13 protein-coding genes, 1 other RNA gene and 2 pseudogenes are annotated in these 14,981 nt (G+C 59.9%); 13 read left to right on the plus strand and 3 right to left on the minus strand.

Annotated features, from left to right (window positions below; genetic code table 11):
• Nucleotides 1-90 precede the first annotated feature (90 nt).
• The gene (locus BSF40_RS17200) at nucleotides 91-858 is read right to left on the minus strand and encodes a GntR family transcriptional regulator (RefSeq protein WP_095965953.1); all 768 of its coding nucleotides are present in this window, start codon (nucleotides 856-858) and stop codon (nucleotides 91-93) included.
• 261 nt (nucleotides 859-1,119) lie between these two features.
• Here BSF40_RS17200 and BSF40_RS17205 point away from each other — a divergent pair, with 261 nt between their 5' ends.
• The 12 genes and pseudogenes from BSF40_RS17205 to BSF40_RS17260 form a co-directional block, all read left to right on the plus strand.
• On the plus strand, nucleotides 1,120-2,814 hold the full coding sequence (locus tag BSF40_RS17205) for a lactate permease LctP family transporter (RefSeq protein WP_095965954.1): 1,695 nt from the start codon (nucleotides 1,120-1,122) through the stop codon (nucleotides 2,812-2,814).
• 151 nt (nucleotides 2,815-2,965) lie between these two features.
• Complete coding sequence (locus BSF40_RS17210; RefSeq protein WP_095965955.1) at nucleotides 2,966-3,790, plus strand: (Fe-S)-binding protein; 825 nt, start codon at nucleotides 2,966-2,968, stop codon at nucleotides 3,788-3,790.
• The gene (locus BSF40_RS17215; RefSeq protein ID WP_095965956.1) at nucleotides 3,787-5,241 is read left to right on the plus strand and encodes a LutB/LldF family L-lactate oxidation iron-sulfur protein; all 1,455 of its coding nucleotides are present in this window, start codon (nucleotides 3,787-3,789) and stop codon (nucleotides 5,239-5,241) included. Before BSF40_RS17210 ends, BSF40_RS17215 begins: the two co-directional genes overlap by 4 nt.
• The gene (locus BSF40_RS17220; RefSeq protein WP_095965957.1) at nucleotides 5,241-5,912 is read left to right on the plus strand and encodes a lactate utilization protein C; all 672 of its coding nucleotides are present in this window, start codon (nucleotides 5,241-5,243) and stop codon (nucleotides 5,910-5,912) included. The genes BSF40_RS17215 and BSF40_RS17220 overlap by 1 nt, the downstream gene beginning before the upstream one ends.
• Nucleotides 5,909-8,719, plus strand: a complete 2,811-nt coding sequence (locus BSF40_RS17225) for an FAD-binding and (Fe-S)-binding domain-containing protein (protein WP_095965958.1) — start codon at nucleotides 5,909-5,911, stop codon at nucleotides 8,717-8,719. The genes BSF40_RS17220 and BSF40_RS17225 overlap by 4 nt, the downstream gene beginning before the upstream one ends.
• A gap of 189 nt (nucleotides 8,720-8,908) precedes the next feature.
• Nucleotides 8,909-9,184, plus strand: a complete 276-nt coding sequence (locus tag BSF40_RS17230; RefSeq protein ID WP_095965959.1) for a hypothetical protein — start codon at nucleotides 8,909-8,911, stop codon at nucleotides 9,182-9,184.
• 173 nt (nucleotides 9,185-9,357) lie between these two features.
• The gene (locus tag BSF40_RS17235; protein WP_095965960.1) at nucleotides 9,358-9,636 is read left to right on the plus strand and encodes a hypothetical protein; all 279 of its coding nucleotides are present in this window, start codon (nucleotides 9,358-9,360) and stop codon (nucleotides 9,634-9,636) included.
• A gap of 94 nt (nucleotides 9,637-9,730) precedes the next feature.
• Nucleotides 9,731-10,127: a transfer-messenger RNA gene (gene ssrA / locus BSF40_RS17240) on the plus strand.
• Between the two features lie 168 nt (nucleotides 10,128-10,295).
• Nucleotides 10,296-10,757, plus strand: a complete 462-nt coding sequence (locus BSF40_RS17245; RefSeq protein WP_095965961.1) for a cysteine hydrolase family protein — start codon at nucleotides 10,296-10,298, stop codon at nucleotides 10,755-10,757.
• A 162-nt stretch (nucleotides 10,758-10,919) separates the two neighbouring features.
• Complete coding sequence (locus tag BSF40_RS17250) at nucleotides 10,920-11,282, plus strand: DUF6124 family protein (RefSeq protein WP_095965962.1); 363 nt, start codon at nucleotides 10,920-10,922, stop codon at nucleotides 11,280-11,282.
• Nucleotides 11,283-11,396: 114 nt separating this feature from the next.
• Nucleotides 11,397-11,609, plus strand: coding sequence for a DUF2252 family protein (locus BSF40_RS17255; protein ID WP_095965963.1), 213 nt, complete (start codon nucleotides 11,397-11,399; stop codon nucleotides 11,607-11,609).
• Nucleotides 11,579-11,893: pseudogene (locus BSF40_RS17260) on the plus strand (DUF2252 family protein); the annotation flags it as partial. The gene BSF40_RS17255 and the pseudogene BSF40_RS17260, both read left to right, overlap by 31 nt.
• A 92-nt stretch (nucleotides 11,894-11,985) precedes the next feature.
• On the opposite strand, the gene BSF40_RS17265 reads toward BSF40_RS17260, so the two are convergent.
• The gene (locus tag BSF40_RS17265; RefSeq protein ID WP_095965964.1) at nucleotides 11,986-12,831 is read right to left on the minus strand and encodes a phosphatase PAP2 family protein; all 846 of its coding nucleotides are present in this window, start codon (nucleotides 12,829-12,831) and stop codon (nucleotides 11,986-11,988) included.
• A gap of 25 nt (nucleotides 12,832-12,856) precedes the next feature.
• Entirely contained in the window at nucleotides 12,857-13,528 is a 672-nt protein-coding gene (locus tag BSF40_RS17270; protein WP_095965965.1) for a histidine phosphatase family protein, read from the minus strand.
• 395 nt (nucleotides 13,529-13,923) lie between these two features.
• Here BSF40_RS17270 and BSF40_RS33540 point away from each other — a divergent pair.
• Nucleotides 13,924-14,802, plus strand: a pseudogene (locus BSF40_RS33540) (methyl-accepting chemotaxis protein); the annotation flags it as partial.
• Nucleotides 14,803-14,981: the final 179 nt, after the last annotated feature.

Genomic DNA, 14,981 nt, shown 5'->3' on the forward strand with positions numbered 1-14,981 from the left:
GGGCAAGCCCGCTCCCACAGGGTTTCGGTGTACCGGTGGGAGCGGGCTTGCTCGCGAAAGCAATCCCACAAGCCATACAAATCCGACTGACTACATCCCCTTGCGCCGCTCCGCCCGGGCCACGCGCTGCACTTCCTGACGCACTTCTTCCAGCACCTCCTGCACATACAGAATGTGCCGACTGGAAACCTCCCGCGCCTGCTCCGCCCGCCCTTCGATAATCGCCTGGTACAACTCCCGATGCTGCGTGATCAGCATGTCGCGGGTTTCAGTGCGCTGCTTGTACATGCCACCGATGTTGGTCACTACGTTGCGCTTGAGCAAGTCGAACAGCCCGCGAATGGTATGCAGCAGCACGGCGTTGTGGCTGGCCTCGGCGATCGCCAGGTGAAAACTTGCGTCCGCGGCCCCCTCTTCGGCACGACTCACCTCTTCGTGACGCGAATAACAGTCCTGCAACGCATTGAATGCCGCGGTCAGCCGCTCGCGATCCACATCAGTGGCGCGCAACGCAGCGTAGTAGGCGCAGGACGCCTCCAGCGTATGGCGAAACTCGAGCAGGTCGCGCTGCGCCTCGGGATTGCTTTCCAGCAGATGCAACAAGGGATCACTGAAGGTGGTACCCAGTGATTCCACCACATAGTTGCCGCCGCCCTGGCGACTGACCAGCAGCCCCTTGGCGGTCAGCTTCTGAATGGCCTCACGCAACGAAGGGCGGGACACGCCAAATTGTTCGGCCAACGCGCGCTCGGCCGGCAAGCGCTCTCCGGCCTTCAGCGTGCCCTCGAGGATCATGCCCTCAAGCTGCTCGACAATATCGTCAGACAAACGGCGCTGACGAATCTGATCAAACCCCATAACTCGATTTCTCCACGATCCGACGACTCGCCGGGGCTCTATTCTGGCCTATCGGCGCCGCGCCAGCACCTGCCACAACGCATTTGGTCATACCAGACGGACGACCTGCGCACTTTGCATTCGACAAAAGTTTTAGGGCGGCAAATTGACACACCGCCTACAAGGCTTTTACCCTAGCCAACAGCGATTGTAAATTGGTCTTACCAATTATCCAAGAACGCTGATCAGTGCCTGACCAACAACAATTAGGGGCCACCCCATATGCAAACCTGGCAACAGCTCTATACCCCGCTCGGCAGCCTCGGCCTGTCCGCACTCGCCGCCGTCATCCCCATCGTGTTTTTCTTCCTGGCCCTGGCCGTGTTCCGCCTCAAAGGGCACGTGGCCGGCAGCATCACCCTGGCGTTGTCGATCCTGGTGGCGATCTTCGCTTTCCAGATGCCGGTCGATATGGCGCTCGCCGCCGCCGGGTATGGCTTCGCTTATGGCCTGTGGCCGATTGCCTGGATCATCGTGGCAGCGGTATTCCTCTACAAACTGACGGTCAAGAGCGGTCAGTTTGAAGTCATCCGCAGTTCGGTCCTGTCGATCACCGATGACCAGCGCTTGCAGGTGCTGCTGATCGGCTTCTGCTTCGGTGCATTCCTGGAAGGTGCCGCCGGTTTCGGCGCGCCGGTGGCGATTACCGCCGCACTCCTTGTAGGGCTGGGCTTCAACCCGTTGTACGCCGCTGGCTTGTGCCTGATCGCCAACACCGCGCCGGTGGCCTTCGGCGCCCTCGGCATTCCGATCATCGTGGCCGGGCAAGTGACCGGTATCGACGCCTTCAAGATCGGCGCCATGACCGGCCGCCAACTGCCACTGCTGTCGCTGTTCGTACCGTTCTGGCTGGTGTTCATGATGGACGGCCTGCGCGGCGTGCGGGAAACCTGGCCAGCAGCGCTGGTGGCCGGTTTGAGCTTTGCCGTGACCCAGTACTTCACCTCGAACTTCATCGGCCCGGAACTGCCGGACATCACCTCGGCCCTGGCCAGCCTGATTTCCCTGACCCTGTTCCTGAAAGTCTGGCAACCAAAACGCGCCGCCGGCCAGCACATCGTCGGCGCTGTGTCGGCCTCCGTGGTGAGCGCCAGCGTCGGTGGTTTCGGTCAGAAGCGTACAACCGTGGCTTCGCCTTACAGCCTTGGGGAAATCTTCAAGGCCTGGTCGCCATTCCTGATCCTGACCGTACTGGTCACCCTCTGGACCCTGAAGCCGTTCAAGGCGATGTTCGCCGCCGGCGGTTCGATGTACAGCTTCGTGTTCAACTTCGCCATTCCGCACCTGGATCAGATGGTGATCAAGGTCGCGCCGATCGTGGCCGCGCCAACCGCCCTTCCGGCAGTGTTCAAACTGGACCCGATTTCCGCCACCGGCACAGCGATTTTCTTCTCGGCGCTGATCTCGATGCTGGTGCTGAAGATCAACGTCAAAATTGGTCTTACCACTTTAAAAGAGACCTTCTACGAGCTGCGCTGGCCGATCCTGTCCATCGGCATGGTGCTGGCGTTCGCCTTCGTCACCAACTACTCGGGCATGTCCTCGACCATGGCCTTGGTGTTGGCAGGCACCGGTGCAGCCTTCCCGTTCTTCTCGCCGTTCCTCGGTTGGCTGGGCGTGTTCCTCACCGGTTCCGATACTTCGTCCAACGCTCTGTTCAGTTCGCTGCAAGCAACCACCGCGCACCAGATCGGTGTCAACGACACCTTGCTGGTGGCGGCGAACACCAGCGGCGGCGTGACCGGCAAGATGATCTCGCCACAATCGATCGCCGTGGCCTGCGCCGCGACCGGCCTGGTGGGCAAGGAATCGGATCTGTTCCGCTTTACCCTCAAGCACAGCCTATTCTTTGCAACGATTGTCGGCTTGATCACCCTGGCTCAGGCCTACTGGTTCACCGGCATGCTGGTGCACTAAGGACTACAAGCAAAACGGCAAAAACCGACGCCGGGCCACGCCCCCGGCGTCCGCAATTCACACCCCGGTCTGTAAGGCTGCTGAAAGCTTCCGGCTCTATATTCAGCGGCCTCAACAGACGAATAACCGGGACCACCCGGAGACACGCCTGATGAGCGAGCTTTTTTACAACGCTGTGCCGAATGCGACCCGTGTCGCCCCGCCACTGCCCGAGCCTCGGCAATACCCCAGCGAGAAACCGTCACGGGTCTACCTGTTCGGGACCTGCGTGGTCGATTTGTTCTACCCCGAAGCCGGGATGGATGCGATCCACCTGCTGGAACGCGAAGGCATTCGTGTCGAGTACCCGCAAGGGCAAAGCTGCTGCGGACAACCGGCCTACACCTCGGGTTACACCGAACAGGCACGGACCGTGGCGCGCTCGCAACTGGCGCTGTTTGCCGGGGATTATCCGGTGGTGGTGCCGTCAGGCTCTTGTGCCGGGATGTTGCGCGAACACTATGCCGACTTGTTCAAGGACGAGCCGCACACGTTGAAACAGGTTCAGGCGCTGGCTGCCAGAACCTTTGAGCTGGCCGAGTTCCTGCTGTTCGTCTGCAAGGTGCAGCTCAAGGACAGCGGCGAGCCGGTGAAAGTGGCGCTGCACACTTCGTGTTCGGCACGCCGCGAAATGAACACCCACCTGCACGGCCGCGAGTTATTGTCGCAGTTGAGCAATGTGGAGCGGGTCAATCACGATCACGAAAGTGAGTGCTGTGGCTTTGGCGGAACATTCAGCGTCCGTATGCCAGACATTTCCGGCGCGATGGTGGCTGACAAGACCCGGGCGTTGAAGGAGTCCGGCGCGCACAAGGTATTGAGTGCCGATTGCGGCTGTTTGATGAACATCAACGGCTCATTGGAAAAACAGCAGGAAGCGTTGCGCGGTCAGCATCTGGCCAGCTTCCTCTGGCAGCGTACCGGAGGTGCCCGATGAGCACCTCCACGATTATTCCTACGGTTGCCGTAGAAGAAGATTTCCGCACCCGCGCCCACAACGCGCTGGGTGACGCGCAATTGCGAGGCAACTTTCGCAAGGCGATGGATTCACTGATGACCAAACGGGCAGCGGCGTTCAGCGATGCCCATGAAAGAGAACACTTGCGCGCATTGGGCAATGCAATCCGTGCCCGCGCGCTCTCGAAGTTGCCCGACCTGCTCGAGCAACTGGAACAGAACCTGACCCGCAACGGTGTGACAGTGCACTGGGCGGAAACGGTGGACGAGGCCAATGGCATCGTCCTCTCGATCATCCGCGCTCACGAGGGGCGGCAAGTGATCAAGGGCAAATCGATGGTCAGCGAAGAAATGGAGATGAACCATTTTCTGGCTGACCGGGGCATTGAATGCCTGGAATCGGACATGGGCGAGTACATCGTCCAGCTCGACCACGAGAAGCCTTCACACATAATCATGCCGGCAATCCACAAGAATGCCGGTCAGGTCGCGTCCTTGTTCCACGACAAACTTGGGGTGGAATACACCAAGGACGTTGACCAACTCATTCAGATCGGTCGCAAGGTCTTGCGGCAGAAATTCTTCGAAGCGGACATCGGCGTCTCCGGTGTCAACTTCGCCGTAGCCGAAACCGGCACCCTGCTGCTGGTGGAAAACGAAGGCAACGGGCGCATGACCACCACCGTACCGCCCGTGCACATCGCCGTCACCGGTATCGAAAAAGTCGTGGAAAACCTGCGCGATGTGGTGCCGCTGTTGTCGCTACTGACCCGCTCGGCCCTGGGCATCCCGATCACGACCTACGTCAACATGATCTCCGGCCCGCGCAAGGCACATGAACTCGACGGCCCGCAGGAAGTGCACCTGGTACTGCTCGACAATGGTCGCAGCCAGGCCTTTGCCGACAGCGAATTGCGCCAGACCCTGAACTGCATCCGCTGCGGCGCCTGTATGAATCATTGCCCGGTCTATACCCGAATCGGCGGCCATGCCTATGGCGAGGTTTACCCCGGTCCTATCGGAAAAATCGTCACCCCGCACATGGTCGGCCTGGCGAAAGTCCCGGATCACCCGAGCGCTTCTTCGCTGTGCGGTGCCTGCGGTGAAGTCTGCCCGGTAAAAATCCCGATCCCGGCGTTGCTGCGACGCCTGCGCGAAGAAAACGTCAAGGCCCCGGACAGCCCCCATCAAGTGATGCGTGGCCAGGGCAGCAAGTATTCGCGCAAGGAGCGGTTCCTCTGGAACGCCTGGGCGAAGCTCAACAGTTCGCCGACGCTGTATCGCCTGTTCGGCTTCTTCGCCACCCGTTTGCGCGCCCTCACGCCGAGCAATGTCGGCCCGTGGACGCAAAACCACAGCGCACCGAAACCCGCCGCCCGCTCACTGCATGACATGGCCCGCGAGCACTTGGCCAAACAGGGAGACAGCTGATGAGCGCCAAGCAAAATATCCTCGCCAAACTACGTAAAAGTCTGACAGGCACCACGCCGGTGGCCGACAACTTTGATGTCGATCTGGTGACCCAGCCTTACACCTACCCGCCTGAGCAACGCATTCCACAGCTACGCAAACTGATGGAAGCGGTGCACACGGAAATCCACCTGACGTCCGGTGAACAATGGCCGGTGCTGTTGGCGCAATTGCTGCGGGACCGCCAGTTGCCAAGCCTGCTGATCGCACCGACAACGCCCCACGGTCAACGCATCACGCAGCACTGGGCGAATAATCCCGATCTGCCGATGCTAAAAGCCTACGACCGCCCGGTTGAAGAATGGAAAGCCGAGTTGTTCAACGACACCCCGGCGAGCCTGACCACCACCCTCGGTGCCATCGCGGCAACCGGCAGCCTGATTCTCTGGCCGACCCGGGAAGAACCGCGCTTGATGAGCCTGGCGCCACCGGTGCATTTCGCCCTGCTCAAGGCCAGTGAAATCCGCGACAACTTCTATCAGGTGCAGCAGGAGTTCGAATGGGCCCAGGGCATGCCGACCAACGCACTGCTGGTGTCTGGCCCGTCGAAGACCGCCGACATCGAGCAAGTGCTGGCGTACGGCGCCCACGGCCCGAAAGACCTGGTGGTGCTGATCCTGGAGGACCAATGAGTCTACCGGCCGCTTTCCTGCGAGATGCACAGCAACTGATTCCTCAAGAGCGACGGTTCGACGACCCGCTGTCGACCCTGGCCTTCGGCACCGATGCCAGTTTCTATCGATTGATTCCGCAACTGGTTATCCGCGTCGAGTCCGAAGACGAAGTGGTGGCGCTGCTGCAACTGGCGCAACGCGATCAGGTGCCGGTGACCTTCCGCGCCGCCGGTACCAGTTTGTCCGGTCAGGCGATCAGCGACTCGGTGCTGATCGTGCTGGGAGACAACTGGAACGCACGCGAGATCCGCGACCAGGGCACGCAAATCCGCCTGCAACCGGGTGTGATCGGCGCCCAGGCCAACGCTTGGCTGGCGCCGTTCGGACGCAAGATCGGCCCGGACCCGGCCTCGATCAACGCTTGCAAGATCGGCGGCATCGTCGCCAACAACGCCAGCGGCATGTGCTGCGGCACGGCGCAAAACACCTACCACACCCTGGCCGGCATTCGTCTGGTGCTGGCCGACGGCAATCGTCTCGACACTGAAGATGCCGCCAGCGTCGCGGCGTTTCGCCAAAGCCATGCCGCGCTGCTGGAGCGCCTGGCGACGCTGGGTCGCGAGACCCGCGCGAATGCTGATCTGGCTGCGAGAATCCGCCATAAATACCGTCTGAAAAATACCACCGGCCTGTCGCTCAATGCCCTGGTGGATTTCGACGAGCCTGTGGATATCTTGAGCCACCTGCTGGTGGGCTCCGAGGGCACGCTCGGGTTCATCAGTGCGGTGACCTACGACACGGTGATCGACCACCCGAACAAGGCCTCGGCCCTGATTGTCTTCCCGGATGTAGAGACCTGCTGCAACGCGGTCACCGTACTGAAAAGCCAACCGGTGTCGGCCGTGGAACTGCTGGACCGGCGCAGTTTGCGCTCAGTGCAGGACAAACCCGGCATGCCGTCTTTCGTACAGCATCTGTCGAACAATGCCTGCGCCTTGCTGATCGAATCCCGCGCAGCGTCGTCCGCCCTGCTGCACGAACAACTGGCACAGATCATGGCGTCGCTACAGGCGTTCCCGGTGGAAAAGCAGGTCGACTTTACGGAGGACCCACAGGAAAACGCCCGTCTCTGGGCCATCCGCAAAGACACCTTCCCCGCCGTCGGTGCGGTGCGCAAGACCGGCACCACGGTGATCATCGAAGACGTCACCTTCCCGGTCGAACAACTGGCCATCGGCGTCAATCGCCTGATCGAACTGTTCGACAAACATCATTACGATGAAGCGATCCTTTTCGGACACGCCCTGGAAGGCAATCTGCACTTCGTCTTCACCCAAGGCTTCAACAACGCGCAAGAAGTCGCACGCTATCAGGCGTTCATGGATGACGTGGCGCAATTGGTGGCAGTGGAGTTCGGCGGTTCGCTGAAAGCCGAACATGGCACCGGGCGCAACATGGCGCCATTCGTCGAGCTGGAATGGGGCAGCGATGCCTACCAGCTGATGTGGCAACTCAAGCGTCTGCTCGACCCCAACGGCATTCTCAACCCGGACGTGGTGCTCAGCGAAGATCCGCAGATCCACCTCAAGCACCTCAAGCCCTTGCCGGCCGCCGACGAGATAGTGGACAAGTGCATCGAGTGCGGCTTCTGCGAACCGGTCTGCCCGTCGAAGGGCCTGACGCTGAGCCCACGCCAACGCATCGTGATCTGGCGCGACATTCAGGCGCGAAAACGCGCCGGCATCGATACCACCGAACTCGAAGCCGCTTACGAATACCAGGGCATCGATACCTGCGCCGCCACCGGCCTGTGCGCGCAACGTTGCCCGGTCGGCATCAACACCGGCGAGCTGGTGAAAAAACTCCGTAGCCGCACGGCAACCCATAAGAAAACCGCCAACTGGCTTGAAGGAAATTTCGCCACGGCGCTGCAAGGGGCGCGGTTCACCCTGCACGTCGCCAATGGCGCACGGATGTTGTTGGGCGCGCCACGCCTGGCAAAACTCTCGGCGACGCTGACGAAGCTGTCCAAAGGTCAGGTCCCGCAATGGACCAACGCCATGCCGCAGCCGGAAAAAGCCATCCGCTTCAGTCCCGCCGTGTCGGACGAACGCCCGCGGGTGGTGTACCTGGCAGCGTGTGTGTCGCGGGTCATGGGGCCAGCAGCGGGGGATAAAGAGCAGGTGTCGTTGTACGACAAAACCCGCGGACTGCTGGAAAAGGCCGGTTACCAGGTGGTCTTCCCGGACAATCTGGACAACCTCTGTTGCGGCCAGCCATTCGCCTCCAAAGGCTACGCCGAACAAGCCGAACACAAACGCCAGGAGCTGATCGGCGCCTTGCTGCACGCCAGTCGCGGCGGGCTCGACCCGATTTATTGCGACACCAGCCCCTGTACGTTACGGCTCACTCAAGACCTTGGCGATGTTCGACTGGACCTCTACGACCCGGTGCGTTTCATCCGCACGCACTTGGTGGATCGCCTCGACTTCACACCACAGGAAGCGCCGATTGCGGTGCACGTCACCTGCAGCACTCAGCACCTTGGCGAAAGTCAGGCGTTGATCGATCTGGCGCGCAAATGCAGCAAAAACGTGGTCATTCCCGAAGGCATTCACTGCTGCGGCTTCGCCGGCGACAAGGGCTTCACCACGCCGCAATTGAATGCCCATTCGCTGCGCACACTCAAGGACGCGGTACAGCAGTGCAGCGAGGGGATTTCCACCAGTCGCACTTGTGAGATCGGGCTGACGCAACATGGCGGCATTGATTACCACGGTCTAGTCTATCTGGTGGACCGCGTTACCCAGGCTAGGGTGCCCTGATAGCAGGACCCAAGGAAGGTGCAAAGATGTACCTACTTGCCGGAATCGATAGCTCCACAGTAAAAAACAGAACCCTGAGGTGCCGCCGCAGTCCACTGATCAAGTCCCGTAAATGCGGGACTCTCCCAACACTCGGTAGCCCGATTTGATGGCCAGCAATGCCTGGCCCTTCAGCTCAAGGAGATACACATGAATCGTTCTGTGCTGTTAGGTTTGTTTATTACTGCTTCCATGATGGCTTCCACTTCGTTTGCTGCAGAAGAAGACCTTTGCGCTGTCAACCTGAAAACCATCGAAAACGCCAAGGCACAGATTCCTCCGGAAATGACTGAGCAGGTAGAAAACTCCGTCAAGCAGGCCAAAGCTGACCATGCAAAAGGCACCAAGGCAGGCATTGATGATTGCGTCGCCGAGACCAACGACATCATCAAGGCCGTCACCGACGCGAAAAAAGGCGGGAAGTAATCCGATACGAAGCAAACCAAAACCCGCCGACGGCGGGTTTTGTTGCATTCGGGGTCCGGGAATGTGTAACCGCCCGCATCGCAGGAAAAGCCCGACACGTTGTCTGAAAAAACCGAATTCTTGTGTTGAATCGTAGTCTTTGAGGTAGGCCCTATCCGTTCAAGGTGATACCCATGAAGCGCACCACACTCGCTGGTCTGTTCATTTCCGCTGCAATGCTGGCCTCTCCTGCATTGGCGGCGGACAACAACCTTTGCACGAGCAAGCTGCAAGAGCTCAAAGGCAAAGTGAATGCGCTGCCAGCGACCTCCGGAAACACCGCCATGGAGATCAAAAGACTGATGTCCAGCGCCGAAGCCTCCCAAGCCTCCGGAGACGACACAAAATGCGTCACCGAAGCCACCCAGGCATTGGCACTCACTGACAAACAGCGCAACGAACCCACCCCATAATGTGTAGTGGTCTACCTTCGGGTTGGCCTTCTGAGTCGCGTTGACGTACACTGTACAGGCTTGTTGCTCACTTGATTCACAGAGCACCAGGCTCGGGGCCGTTTAGGATTCGACGCCGGTTGCGAAACTTTAGGTGCATGCCGAGTTGGTAACAGAACTCGTAAATCCACTGTTGCAACTACTTATAGTTGCCAATGACGATAAATACGGCCAGGAATTCGCTCTCGCTGCGTAAGCAGCCTTAGCCCTGAGCTTCTGGTACCTTCGGGTCCAGCAATCACCAGGGGATGTCTGTAAACCCAAAGTGATTGTCATATAGAACAGAATCGCCGTGCAGTACGTTGTGGACGAAGCGGCTAAAACTTACACAACTCGCCCAAAGCACCCTGCCCGTCGGGTCGCTGAGGGTTAACTTAATAGACACGGCTACGCATGTAGTACCGACAGCGGAGTACTGGCGGACGGGGGTTCAAATCCCCCCGGCTCCACCAATCAAAGCTGACAAGGCCCGCCCAGTGCGGGCTTTGTTGCATCTGGGGGTTGATCATTCATACCGCCCCTTGCGGGAGCGGGCTTGCCCGCGAAGAGGCCAGCGAAACCGCCCGGATGTTTTCCAACCGCAGGTCCTCGCGTCACCACCCTCTCTCCCGGAGAAGCCCATGCGCCAAGCCCTCCTGATCATCGACGTACAACCCAGCTTCGCCCCACCACAGTGGCTGGTCGAAGGTATCCAGGCACTCATCGGCACCCTGCCCAGTGTCGCCACGGTCGAGCGTCACGACGAGTCCATAACCCCCTTCGAAAAACAGCTCGGCTGGCACCCCGCGCCGGACGATGACAGCCTGATTCCCGCCGACCGCATTTTCATCAAGCACGGCTATGCGCCCACGCCGCAAACCATCGACTACCTGAAAAGCCTGAACGTCGAGCGCGTGCTGGTGTGCGGCCTGCAGACCGAAACCTGCTGCCTGGCGGCGGGGTTTGCACTGTTTGATGCGGGGTTGCAGCCGACCTTGATTACGGATTTGACGGTGGGGTCGTCGCTGGACCGGACGGGAGGGCTGGGGGTGAGGCTTTGGGAGCATCATTTCAAGCACACGGTGAAATCGAGCGACCTGTGACTTCACCGCGTCCTAGGACATTTCCCGCAAAACGCATCGCCTTTCATGAACTGGCGAACGCAGCTTCTCGACGATAGCCTTCTTGGGTCGCTGCACATCAGCGACCGGCTTTGACAGGCTGAAAAACGGGGCAGCTCCTATAAACAAACCAGGATCTCCATCATGAAAAGACACAGCCCCACCCTGCAAGACTCTTCACCTGATACAACAACCGAAACACCCGACTTATCCAACCTCTCCAACACCACCGAACCCGCCATCAGCGCCCGCCTGCGCAACCCCAATCACCAAGACCCCGTCAGCCACGTCTTCACGATCCGCCCCGACATAGACACACCGTCCCTGCTCACCCACGCCAGCGAAACCCTCGCCTCGCTCAACGTCATGAGCACCGACCTTGCCTGCGAGCTTGAGAGTTCGCGTCGCAACATCGCCCTGGCGATCCAGCAGTTGGCCGTGCTGGCGCAATTGCTGGTGAACCGGGCGCTGGACAACATCGCGCCACTCGACGAAGCAGAGGCTTGAGATGGATCGATACATGCCGATGCCAGACAGGTCAGTCGCCGGGCAAACACGAACCCGCAAAGCCCTTCTACACTCCATTCGCAAACGCCCTACATCACCCGTCGAATAGGCCCCATGACCACCCTCACCGACCGTTTTAAGCAAGGCAAGGATGCACGCAAGAAGTGCTCGCGCAGTTCGCAAGCAGCCTTGGGCAATGTCGATCGCGACCCGATACCGCTGATCAAGGCGTCGAGTGAGGGGCGCGTCAAATCGCTGGTGGAGCTGCGTTACGGGCGCATGCTGGTGTCGCCGTTCACCTTCTATCGCGGCAATTGCGCGATATGAAAATCTCCGCCGAACTCGATACTTTCGATGGCGATGCCTTCGCGGCCTATGGCCGGCTTTGCGGCCGAGCCCTGGCTCGCGCCCATGCCAAGTCTTCCGGGCACGCGGCGGTGATCAGCGGCTACATCGGCAAGAGCGAGGCATTGGCCGATGCGCTTTACAAATACGCCCAGGGCTATACCGAGCAGAACGAACGCGATTTCGAGCGATTCCAGCAAGCCTGCCGCAAGGGCCGTTTACGTGCGCGGTCGGAAGCCGACTTTGCCGCCGATCATTTGCTGTAGCGGTGTCGCAGGCTCTGGTGCGGGGCTTTGTTCGAGATGAATTTTTCTTCACCCCACCCTCTCGCGCCAGCCTGTACATTTCACTCGCTCATTCAAGAAACTACGGTTTGCCCGCCCTCCCGCGGGCTTTTTTTTGCCTGCGAATTCGCTTCGCAGAGCACCGGTAGTTCCAGCCGCGCTCGCCCGTAAAATGCCAGCGCCGTCAGCAAACACGCCAGCCACACGAAGATCCCGGCCCAGAAGGTGTGGGACATGTAGTGCCAGCCTTGCAGCACCCGCGTTGTGCCGTAGATGAAACCGAGGGTCAGCGAGCCGTACATGATCGCCTTGGCATAGCGCCAGCGATAACGGCGAGCCACGAAGTACAACGCCAGCATGGTGAAACCGCCCGAGGCATGTCCGCCCGGCCAGCAGCGGCCGTCACCGGCAACTTTCAGCAGGTCGAAATTTTCATACCACTCAACGTGCTGCATTTTGCCGCCGTACAGTGTCGTCTCGATCGGGCAATACACGCTGGTGTGGCCCTTGAGGTAGTGAATGAGCCCGGTGCTGATGGAAAACGCGAACACCACGTAGAGAAAATCGCGACGGTGCCGGGTGGCAAAGCGCAGCACCGGTGCGACTTTGATTTTTTCCAGGAAGGCGATGATTTTCGAGTGTTTTTCAGCCTTCAGGCGCGGCCAGAGAAACGACAGCAAGGCGCCGATAATCGCAATTTCGCCGGTCCAGTTCGGGATGATCCGCGCCCATTTGTGGGTGATTTTTTCGAACAGGTGGACCTGGTCCAGCGGGTACGTCTGCGTCACCGGGTCAAAAAAATAGTTGTTGAAGGCGATGTCGATGCGGGTCATGTCGAACATCAGGAACACCACGGCTGCGCAGGCCAGCGGAATACCAAAGTTCACCCAATAAAAGCGGTAGCGGGAGGCAGTCTGCATGCTCAATCCTGATTCAAAGGGAGGTTCAACGAGGTGTCACCGTGGGCCAATCCGATGCTTCGATAAAACCAAGCATGCGCGGACTGTTCGGCGTTTCGGCGGAGATAAACAGAGACGCTCCGTAACCCAGGGTCGACGTGGTCAAATCGAGGTCTTTTTCCAGTTGCGCCATGCATTCGCTGTGGGTCACCAGAATCAGGTTACGCCCGGCCACCTTGTGCGCCAACGCGTCGCGCAGCATGGTGCCCTTGCAACTGATCAACCAGTCTTCGCCCGTGCCAGCCTTGTTGAACATGAAGCCGGCGGTCTGCGCCGTACGCAGGATCGGGCTGTGGTAGATATCGGTCTTGTCCAGGCCCAGGTTGCGGAAATGCGCCCCGACTTTTGTGGCAACACTGCGCGAACGCTCGGTAATGCCATCGTTGCCGATCAGGCAGGCAGCCGAAGAGTGATCGCAGCGTTCGACGTGGCGCACCAGCACGATCAGATCGCCCTTGGCCCACCCCTTCATCAACGCCTGTGCACCGCGCACATTGCCATGCGCCAGGTCCGGAACGGTGGCCGGTCGCAGTAAAAACACCGTCAACGGGATCACCAGCAGCGCCGAGGCCAACACCACCGCAGCGTTGCGATAACGGGCGAAGCGCTTCAGATCTATCGAGCGTTTTACCCCGAAAAGACTCAGTCTTAATTCCACATCAAGCCGCCTCGCCGGCACGCACCACCTCATTAGATCCCCGGAGGTTAAAGATGCGTGCGTCGGCGGCGGGTGAAACCCGTGTGAAAAAAAGCTTAAAAGCGCTGTAAAGATCTTGTTACAGAATCCGTTTGGAAAAATCCTTTCAGCTCCCGCCATTGCTGCCGATACATCCTGCTTACACAGCTTGGCGGCCCCCAAAAAAAACAATCTTCCAGCCAACCGACGAAAAAGAAGCACTACGTTCCTGGAGGAATTTGATGAATAGCTGGTTCGGCAACATCAGCGTGAACCTGAAACTGGGCCTTGGATTTGGTCTCGTGCTGGCACTGACCTGCGTCCTCGCCCTGACCGGCTGGAGCAGCCTGGGCGGGTTGATCGACCGCAGCAACTGGATGAGCGACATCACCCAGCTCAACGCCGGCCTGACCAAGCTGCGTGTGGTTCGCCTGCAATACATGCTGACCAACGGCGACGAAACCGCCGCGCAGGGCGTGCAGACCACCCTCGACGCCTTCTCGGCCCAGCAACAGGCCCTGCTGGCGAAGTTCAAGAGCCCGGAGAACCTCAAGCTGCTCCGGGAGCAGGGCACCGTGATCGACGCCTACAGGACGTCCCTGGGCAAAATGCGCAACGCTTATCGCGCCGGCAACAGCGCCCGCGACGCCATGAGCGCCAACGCCGAAACCGCCCAAAAGCTGATCAATGAGATCAACACCCGCGTGCAGCAAATGCCCCTGAGCGACCAGCGCTTCGAACAGTTCCAGGCCATTACATCGGCCAAGGAAGCGTTCCTGCTGGCGCGTTACGAAGTACGTGGTTACACCGCCACCACCAATACCGAAACCGAGCAAAAAGCGGTCGGCCAGCTGGACGCCGCCATCGCCAGCCTGAAACCGCTGAACGCGCATTTCGCCGACACCCAGCAAGACGCCCTGCGTCAGCTGGAAACCGCGCTGGGCAACTATCGCAGTGCCTTGCAGGCCTACAAGGCCGCCAGCAATGACGCGGTGCAGGCGCGCAAGGAAATGACCGACCAGGGCGCCGCCATCGTGTCCCAGAGCGATCAGCTGTATCAGATCCAGCTCGACCGCCGTGACGCCGAAAGCGCCCGGGCGCGCACGCTGCAACTGATCAGCACGCTGCTGGCATTGTTGGTGGGCATCATTGCTGCCGTGGTCATCACGCGCCAGATCACCCGTCCATTGCGCGAAACCCTGGCGGTGGTCGACCGCATCGCCAGCGGTGACCTGTCCCAGAACGTGCTGGTCACCCGTCGTGACGAACTCGGCGTGTTGCAGCAAGGCATCGCGCGCATGGGCGTGACCTTGCGCGACTTGATCAGCGGCATCCGCGACGGCGTGACCCAAATCGCCAGCGCCGCCGAAGAGCTCTCGGCCGTGACCGAACAGACCAGTGCCGGGGTCAACAGCCAGAAAGTCGAGACCGATCA

The sequence above is a fragment of the Pseudomonas sp. ACN5 genome, assembly GCF_002303975.1.
In the GTDB taxonomy this organism is placed as follows: domain Bacteria; phylum Pseudomonadota; class Gammaproteobacteria; order Pseudomonadales; family Pseudomonadaceae; genus Aquipseudomonas; species Aquipseudomonas laurylsulfatiphila.